General features: G+C 70.5%; 7 protein-coding genes and 1 pseudogene. 3 read left to right on the plus strand and 5 right to left on the minus strand.

All coding sequences use genetic code 11. The annotated features are described in order from the left end of the window. Both ACFWY9_RS37760 and cobT read right to left on the minus strand, forming a co-directional pair. On the minus strand, positions 1–1121 hold a 1121-nt coding region (locus ACFWY9_RS37760; protein ID WP_378341154.1), incomplete at its 3' end, for an NAD-dependent epimerase/dehydratase family protein. A gap of 323 nt (positions 1122–1444) precedes the next feature. Next, complete coding sequence (gene cobT, locus ACFWY9_RS37765; protein WP_378331429.1) at positions 1445–2518, minus strand: nicotinate-nucleotide--dimethylbenzimidazole phosphoribosyltransferase; 1074 nt, start codon at positions 2516–2518, stop codon at positions 1445–1447. 69 nt (positions 2519–2587) lie between these two features. Here cobT and ACFWY9_RS37770 point away from each other — a divergent pair, with 69 nt between their 5' ends. Then, entirely contained in the window at positions 2588–3295 is a 708-nt protein-coding gene (locus tag ACFWY9_RS37770; protein ID WP_378331428.1) for a 2-C-methyl-D-erythritol 4-phosphate cytidylyltransferase, read from the plus strand. Here ACFWY9_RS37770 and ACFWY9_RS37775 read toward each other — a convergent pair. Both ACFWY9_RS37775 and ACFWY9_RS37780 read right to left on the minus strand, forming a co-directional pair. Further along, positions 3279–4190 (minus strand): annotated as a pseudogene (locus ACFWY9_RS37775) (aldo/keto reductase family protein); the annotation flags it as partial. The gene ACFWY9_RS37770 and the pseudogene ACFWY9_RS37775 sit on opposite strands and share 17 nt — an antisense overlap. Before the next feature lie 10 nt (positions 4191–4200). After that, positions 4201–4854: a DUF3043 domain-containing protein gene (locus ACFWY9_RS37780; RefSeq protein WP_378331427.1), complete on the minus strand. Its 654-nt coding sequence runs from the start codon at positions 4852–4854 to the stop codon at positions 4201–4203. A gap of 143 nt (positions 4855–4997) precedes the next feature. Here ACFWY9_RS37780 and ACFWY9_RS37785 point away from each other — a divergent pair, with 143 nt between their 5' ends. Beyond that, a complete protein-coding gene (locus ACFWY9_RS37785) occupies positions 4998–5366 on the plus strand; it encodes an iron-sulfur cluster assembly accessory protein (RefSeq protein WP_345403340.1) in 369 nt (122 codons plus the stop codon). Between the two features lie 84 nt (positions 5367–5450). Here the strand turns inward: ACFWY9_RS37785 and ACFWY9_RS37790 are convergent, their stop codons facing one another. Further along, positions 5451–5630: a hypothetical protein gene (locus ACFWY9_RS37790; RefSeq protein WP_378331426.1), complete on the minus strand. Its 180-nt coding sequence runs from the start codon at positions 5628–5630 to the stop codon at positions 5451–5453. A gap of 144 nt (positions 5631–5774) precedes the next feature. On the opposite strand from ACFWY9_RS37790, the gene ACFWY9_RS37795 reads away from it, so the two are divergent. After that, a complete protein-coding gene (locus tag ACFWY9_RS37795; protein ID WP_378331425.1) occupies positions 5775–6767 on the plus strand; it encodes a carbohydrate kinase family protein in 993 nt (330 codons plus the stop codon). Positions 6768–6885: the final 118 nt, after the last annotated feature.

Consider the following 6885-nt stretch of genomic DNA (forward strand, 5'->3'; position numbering starts at 1 on the left):
AGCCGCCCGGCCGGCCCGCGCGCCCGCCCGACTTCCGCCGCCTGTCGTTTTTTTCGGGGGGGGGGGGGGGGGGGTGGCCCCCCCCCCCCCCCCCGGTCCCGTTCGCGAGCGTCCCACGTGCCCAAGATCGCCCGCTCTTTGTCGGCTGCAATCCCTTGTTCAGAAGCACGCTCATGCGCGACCCCAGCGTCGCCAGTCTGGAGCCACGACCAGGTATCGCGGACCGTTGCCCGTAGCGGACGCGGGGTCAGCCCCGATGTGCGGGCGCGCGTCGAATCGACGGCCCACGCTCCCGCGTAAGTGCGCCATAACGGAAGCTCCGTCCACTGCGCTACGCCTTGCGCGACAAGCCATTGCTCATCGGTGATCCACTCGAAACGAGCGTCAGAACCGACCGTATCCCGGCACGCGTCCAAGAAACCGCCCATGGTGTCGCGACCGCTGGCCGTGACGTTGAACGCACCTCCCGGGCCTGTTGCGGTGTGAAGCGCGAAAGCCGCTACGTCGCGAACGTCGATTGGCTGGATTGCCCGGTCCGGCCGCCCCGGGGCCAAGACCCGTCCGCCACGCTGAACGCGCCGCAACCACCACGGCAAGCGGCCCACATACTCACGCGGGCCGAGGATCACGCCCGGACGCAACAGCACCGTTCGACCCGGTCCAAAGGTCTCGGCCACCGCACGCTCACACCCGGCTTTCGTGAACCCGTAGACCGTCGGACCAGGGTCCGCGTCGTACCCGAAATCCGGCCCCGCGTCAGAGGGACACTCCAGCACCGCCGAATCCTCGGTTAGCGGCTCGGTGGGCCAACCTTCGTAGACCGATACGCTCGAAATGAACACGTACCGATCGGCGACGGCTTCAAGCGCTCGCGCCACGGTCAGGGTCTCTCGGGGTACAAACCCCGATGTGTCGATCACGGCGTCCCATGGGCCAGACTCGGCAAGCCGAGCAAGGTCGTCACGACTCGTGCGGTCTCCTCGGATCGTTGTCACGCCCGGCGCGTCCTCACCCGTGAGGCCACGCCGGAACGTTGTCACGTTCCACCCTCGCGAGAGGGCGTCGTCAACGACCGTTCGCCCGAGGAACCACGAACCACCGAGAACCAGTACACGCGTCACCCCGCCATCCTCGCGAACGCATGTACGGCGGTCCAACTCGGTCCCGGGGCAAGCGGCGGCTAACGATGCTTGACAGGTAAGCCCAGGTCACGTCTATGTCACAATATGAAGGTTCGCGTTGGGGACGTTCAACGTCTCGTACGCGTCGTTGGGGACACCACGCCAGCGGTGCTGCCCGCGGTTGTCCACACACCCTCCGCGTTGTGGACAACCTCCGCCCGAAACCGGCGAAAACGCGGTTCTGTCGTACCCCGCCGGTAGAATGGATGTCGGGGTCGCCCCCGGAGAGGGTGGGGGACACCCCCACGTAGCGAAGGGGCGCGTCAGGAGGCAGGGGCCGGGACCAGGGGGCCGCTGACGCCGGACTGGTCGTGGGTGGCCATCTCCGCCAGTACGCGGGCCGCCATCGCCAGCAGGGGCAGGGCCGCCACCGCGCCGGTGCCCTCGCCGAGCCGGACGTCGAGGTCCAGCAGCGCGCCGAGGTCGAGGTGTTCCAGCGCGAGCGCGTGCGCCGGTTCGCCGGTCAGCTGCCCGGCGACCCACCAGCGGCGGGCACCCGGCGCCAGCTCCTCGGCGACCAGTGCCGCCGCGGTCACCACGAGCCCGTCGAGCACGACCGGGGTCCGGCGCACGGCGGCCTGGGCCAGGAAGCCCGCCATCGCCGCGATGTCCGCGCCCGCGGTGGTCCGCAGCAACGCGACCGGGTCGGCCAGCACCGCGCGGGCCCGCCGGAGCGCGTCCCGGACCGCGGCCGCCTTGCGCATCCACGTCGTGTCGTCGATGCCGGAGCCGCGGCCGACCACCGCCACCGGCTCGCTGCCGGTCAGCGCCGCGACCAGCACCGACGCCGGAGTGCTGTTGCCGATCCCGAGATCCCCCGCGACGAGCAGATCCGCGCCGCCGTCGACCTCGGCGTCGGCGATCCGCATACCCGCCCGCACCGCGGCGAGCACCTCGTCGCCGGTGAGCGCGTCCTCGACGTCGATCGAGCCCGAGCCGCGCCGCACCTTGAACTCGCTGACCGCGCGCATCGCCGACGTCTCGGTGTCGACGGCCATGTCGACCACCCGCACGCTGGCGCCCGCCGCCGCGGCCAGCACGTTGATGGCGGCGCCGCCGGTGAGCATCGTGCCCAGCAGCTGGGCGGTGACCTCGGCGGGATAGGCCGAGACACCCTTCGCCGCGATGCCGTGGTCCCCGGCGAACACGACCACGCGCGGCCGGGAGAACGGGCGGGGCGGGGACTGGCCCTGGCAGGCCGCGATCCACACGCCGAGATCCTCGAGCCTGCCCAGCGATCCGGCGGGCTTGATCAGATTGCCGTGCAGGGCGATCGCCGCCGATCGGGCGTGGTCGTCGGGGGCCTCGATCTCGGCGAACTCGATGGGAGTCTCCACGCTCGAAACACTAGCGCCCGCAGACCCATCGGGTCCTCGCCGGTGTGCCGGGGCCAGTAGGGTTCGCGCGTGCGGGAAAGTCTTCCAGCGCCCACCGCGGCCGGTGTCGTGCTGGCCAGCGGCGCGGGCACCAGGGTCGGCGCGAAGCTCAACAAGGTGTACCTGCCCTTGGCGGGCCGCCGGGTGGTCGCGTGGTCGCTCGACGCGTTCGCCAAGGTGGCCGAGGTCGGCGTGCTCGTGCTCGTCGTCCGGCCGCAGGACGAGGAACTGGCCGCCGAGGTCGTGGCCCGGCATCCAAAGCCGGTCGAGCTGGTGCACGGCGGCGACACCCGGCAGGCGTCCGAACTCAACGCGCTGCGCCATCTCGCGCCCCGCATCGCCGACGGCCGGATCGACGCGGTCCTCCTGCACGACGCCGCCCGCCCGCTGGTGACGGCGAAGCTGATCGAGGACGTCTTGACGCAGACCAGGGAGTACGGGGGAGCGGTGCCCGGTCTCGCCGCGGACGACGTCGTCGCGGTCTCCGGCGACGCGCTGTCCTCGCGCGTGCCGGGCGCGATCCGGGTCCAGACGCCGCAGGGCTTCCGCGCCGCGCCGCTGCTGGCGGCCTACGAACAGGCCGAGCGGGAAGAGTTTCTCGGCACGGACACGTCTTCGTGCATGGAGCGGTTCTCCGCGCTGCCGGTGCGCTGGGTGCCCGGCAGCGCGGAGAACCTCAAGATCACCTACCCGCACGACCTCGTGGTCGCGGACCGGGTGATCACGGGCTCTGGGTGAGGGTCGGATCGCGCTCGACGACGCCGTCGAGGGCTTCGTCGATCGCGGTCAGCAGGTCGGCCTCCAGCTTCACCCCGGCCGCCTTGACGTTCTCGTGCACCTGCTCCGGGCGCGAGGCGCCGACGATCGCCGAGGCGACGTTCGGGTTCTGCAGCACCCACGCCACCGCCAGCTTGGCCATGCTGAGCCCGGCGTCGGTCGCGAGCGACTCCAGCTTCGTGACGCGCGTGAGCACGTCGTCGTTGAGGAACCGTGCGATCATCCGCGCGCCGTTCTCATCGGTCGCGCGGGACCCCACCGGCGGCGCCTGACCGGGCTTGTACTTCCCGGTCAGCACACCCTGCGCGATCGGCGACCAGACGATCTGGCTCAGCCCCTCCCGCTCGGCGGCGGGCACGACCTGCGGCTCGATGACCCGCCACAGCATGTTGTACTGCGGCTGGCTGGAGATGAGCGGGATCTTCAGCTCACGGGCGAGCGCCGCGCCCCGGGTGATCTGCTCCGCCGTCCACTCCGAGACGCCGATGTAGAGCACCTTGCCCTGGCGGACCAGGTCCGCGAACGCGCCGAACGTCTCCTCCAGCGGCACCGTGCGGTCGAACCGGTGCGCTTGGTACAGGTCGACGTAGTCCGTGCCGAGCCGCTTCAGGGAGGCGTGCGCCGACTCCATGATGTGCTTGCGGCCCAGCCCCTTGTCGTTCGGGCCGCCGGGCCCGGTCGGCCAGAAGACCTTGGTGAAGATCTCCAGGCTCTCCCGCCGCTGCCCCTTGAGACCACGTCCGAGCACCGACTCCGCCGCCGTGTTGGCGTACACGTCGGCCGTGTCGAAGGTGGTGATGCCCGCGTCGAGCGCGGCCTTGATGCAGGCCTGTGCCTGCTCCTCCTCGACCTGTGACGAACGCAGGTCAGTTCGGGATCGGGTCGCCCGGCTTGAGCCGCGGCTTGGGCACGCGCAGCTTGCGGATCTGGCTGGCGCGGACGAACGCGTACCAGCCGACGGTGCGGCCGTTGATGGTCTCCTTCGGGAACCGTTCCCTGGCCAGCTTCGCGATCTTGCGGCCGTTGACGAAGCCCTCGATCGCCATCACCAGCAGCATCGCGGTGCACAGCAGCGTGACGTACTGCTGCGCGGCGGGGTAGGGCACGAGCAGGGCCACGAACACGAGGATGGCCAGCGGCATGAACAGCCCGAGCAGGTTGCGCCGCGAGTCCACCAGGTCCCGGACGTAGGCCTTGACCGGCCCGCGGTCACGGGGCAGCAGGTACTTGTCCTCGCCCGCCATCATCCGGTCCCGGCGTTCCTTGGCGGCGGAGCGGCGCTCCTCCTTGCTGACCGGGTTGGCCTTGCGCAGTTCCTTGTTGCGCTTCATCGCCTCGCGCATGGTGGTCGGCGGCGGGGCCACCGGGCCACGCCGCTTGCCCTCCGCTTCGCGCCGCTTCGGGGTGGCCTTGCCCTTGCCGGGCGTGTAGGCCTTCCCCTGGACGTCGACGGCGTCCGCCTCGACCGACTCGGCTTCGGTGGCGGGGGTGTCAGCAGAGCTGCGGCGCAGGAACCTCACCTCACCAGGGTATTGCAGGCGTCACGGCGCCGTTCACCAGGTCGATCGATGTGCGACCATGGAGGGGAACAGATCGGGACCCTGCCGTGTTGTACGTAGTGCACCAGGAGTACCCGCAGGAAGTTCGACCAAGAGGGAGTGCCATGACGACCGCTGAGCAGACCGGCGCTGGTACCGCCGAGGAGACCCACGGCGTGACGTTGACCGACGCCGCGGCCGCCAAGGCGAAGGCGCTGCTCGAGCAGGAGGGCCGCGACGACATGCACCTGCGCATCGCCGTTCAGCCCGGCGGCTGCGCGGGCCTGCGCTACCAGCTGTTCTTCGACGAGCGCGAGCTCGACGGCGACCTGTTCCGCGACTTCGACGGCCTGCGTGTGGCCGTCGACCGGATGAGCGCGCCGTACGTGTCCGAGGCCGTGATCGACTTCGTCGACTCGATCGAGAAGCAGGGCTTCACGATCGACAACCCGAACGCGACCGGGAGCTGCGCCTGCGGCGACTCGTTCCACTGACGCGCCGCGCCTGCCGACAACGGAGAAGGGCCGTTACTCCACGGGGAGTAACGGCCCTTCTCCGTTGTTGTGCGATGTCTGCGGTCAGACGTACGCGTCGAGTTCGGCGACCTGCGCGTGGCACGCGTCGTCGACGGTCCATGGCGGCGCCGCTTCGCGTGGCAGCGGCAGGTTCTCGGCTTGGAGGGCGGCCGGGATGTGGGCGCAGTCGGAGATCAGTTCGCCGATGGTTTCCGGTTCCGGGACGACGTTCGGGGCGTTCACGTCGGTCACGCTATTGATCCGCACTCCAGCCGGAAAGCAGTACCAGCCGGTAGTGTCGTCTGGTGCGCGCGAATTACCCGTACGGGTTACGACTCACGGGTAACTTGCGTCCCCAGCCGAGGTCGAGGAACAAGAGGAGTACCGGTGGCAGACAAGGCCAGGATCGCGGTGTCCGGCAGTATCGCAACCGACCATCTGATGCACTTCCCCGGCAGGTTCGCCGAGCAACTCGTCGCCGAGCAGCTGCACCGGGTCTCACTGAGCTTCCTCGCCGATGATCTGGTCGTCCGGCGCGGCGGGATCGGCGCCAACATCGCCTTCGGTCTCGGCGTGCTCGGGGTGCGGCCGGTGCTCGTGGGCGCGGTGGGCGCCGACTTCGCCGACTACCGATCCTGGCTCGAGCGCCACGGCGTCGACACCTCCGGCGTGCTCGTCTCCGAGGTCGCGCACACCGCGCGGTTCGTCTGCACCACCGACCAGGACCTGTGCCAGATCGCCACGTTCTACGCCGGCGCGATGGCGGAGTCGCGCAACATCGAACTGCAGCCGATCGCCGAACGCGCCGGCGCGCTGAGCCTGGTGCTGATCAGCCCGGACGACCCCGACGGCATGATCCGCCACGCCGAGGAATGCCGTCAGCGCGGCTACGACTTCGCCGTCGACCCCTCGCAGCAGCTCGCCAGGATGGACGGCGAGCAGGCCCGCGGGTTCGTCGCCGGGGCGAAGTACCTGTTCAGCAACGACTACGAATGGGAACTGCTGCTGCAGAAGACCGGCTGGACCGAGGCCGACGTGCTCGGCCAGGTCGGGATGCGGATCACCACGCTGGGCGAGAAGGGCGTCGAGATCGTCGGCAAGGACGGTGTTTCGCTGACCATCGGCGCGGTGCCGGAGCGGGCGAAGGTCGACCCGACCGGTGTCGGCGACGGCTTCCGCGCGGGCTTCCTCGCCGGTCTCGACGGAGGCCTCGACGTCGAGCGGTCCGCGCAGCTCGGCTCGCTGGTCGCGGTGCTCGTACTGGAGACCGTCGGGCCCCAGGAATGGACCTTCGACCGCGCCGACGCGCTGGCCCGCATCGGCGAGGCCTTCGGCCCGGCTGCCGCCGACGAGATCGCCCCCGTCCTGCCCGCCGTCTGACCCGCTGTCCGCGCGGTTCAAGACGCCGTCAAGGCCCCCCATACGGGGGCCGACACCCCGGAGGGGGGCAGTACGGGCGGCCGGGGCGCGAGAGCTGGTCGGGGGTGACACGCGCGGG

Origin of the sequence: Amycolatopsis sp. NPDC059027 (genome assembly GCF_042739735.1) — a bacterium.
GTDB lineage: Bacteria > Actinomycetota > Actinomycetes > Mycobacteriales > Pseudonocardiaceae > Amycolatopsis.

Coding starts and splice junctions, on each gene's coding strand:
- ACFWY9_RS37785 (WP_345403340.1), top strand. CDS start 4,998: ATGACGACCGCTGAGCAGACCGGCGCTGGTACCGCCGAGGAGACCCAC.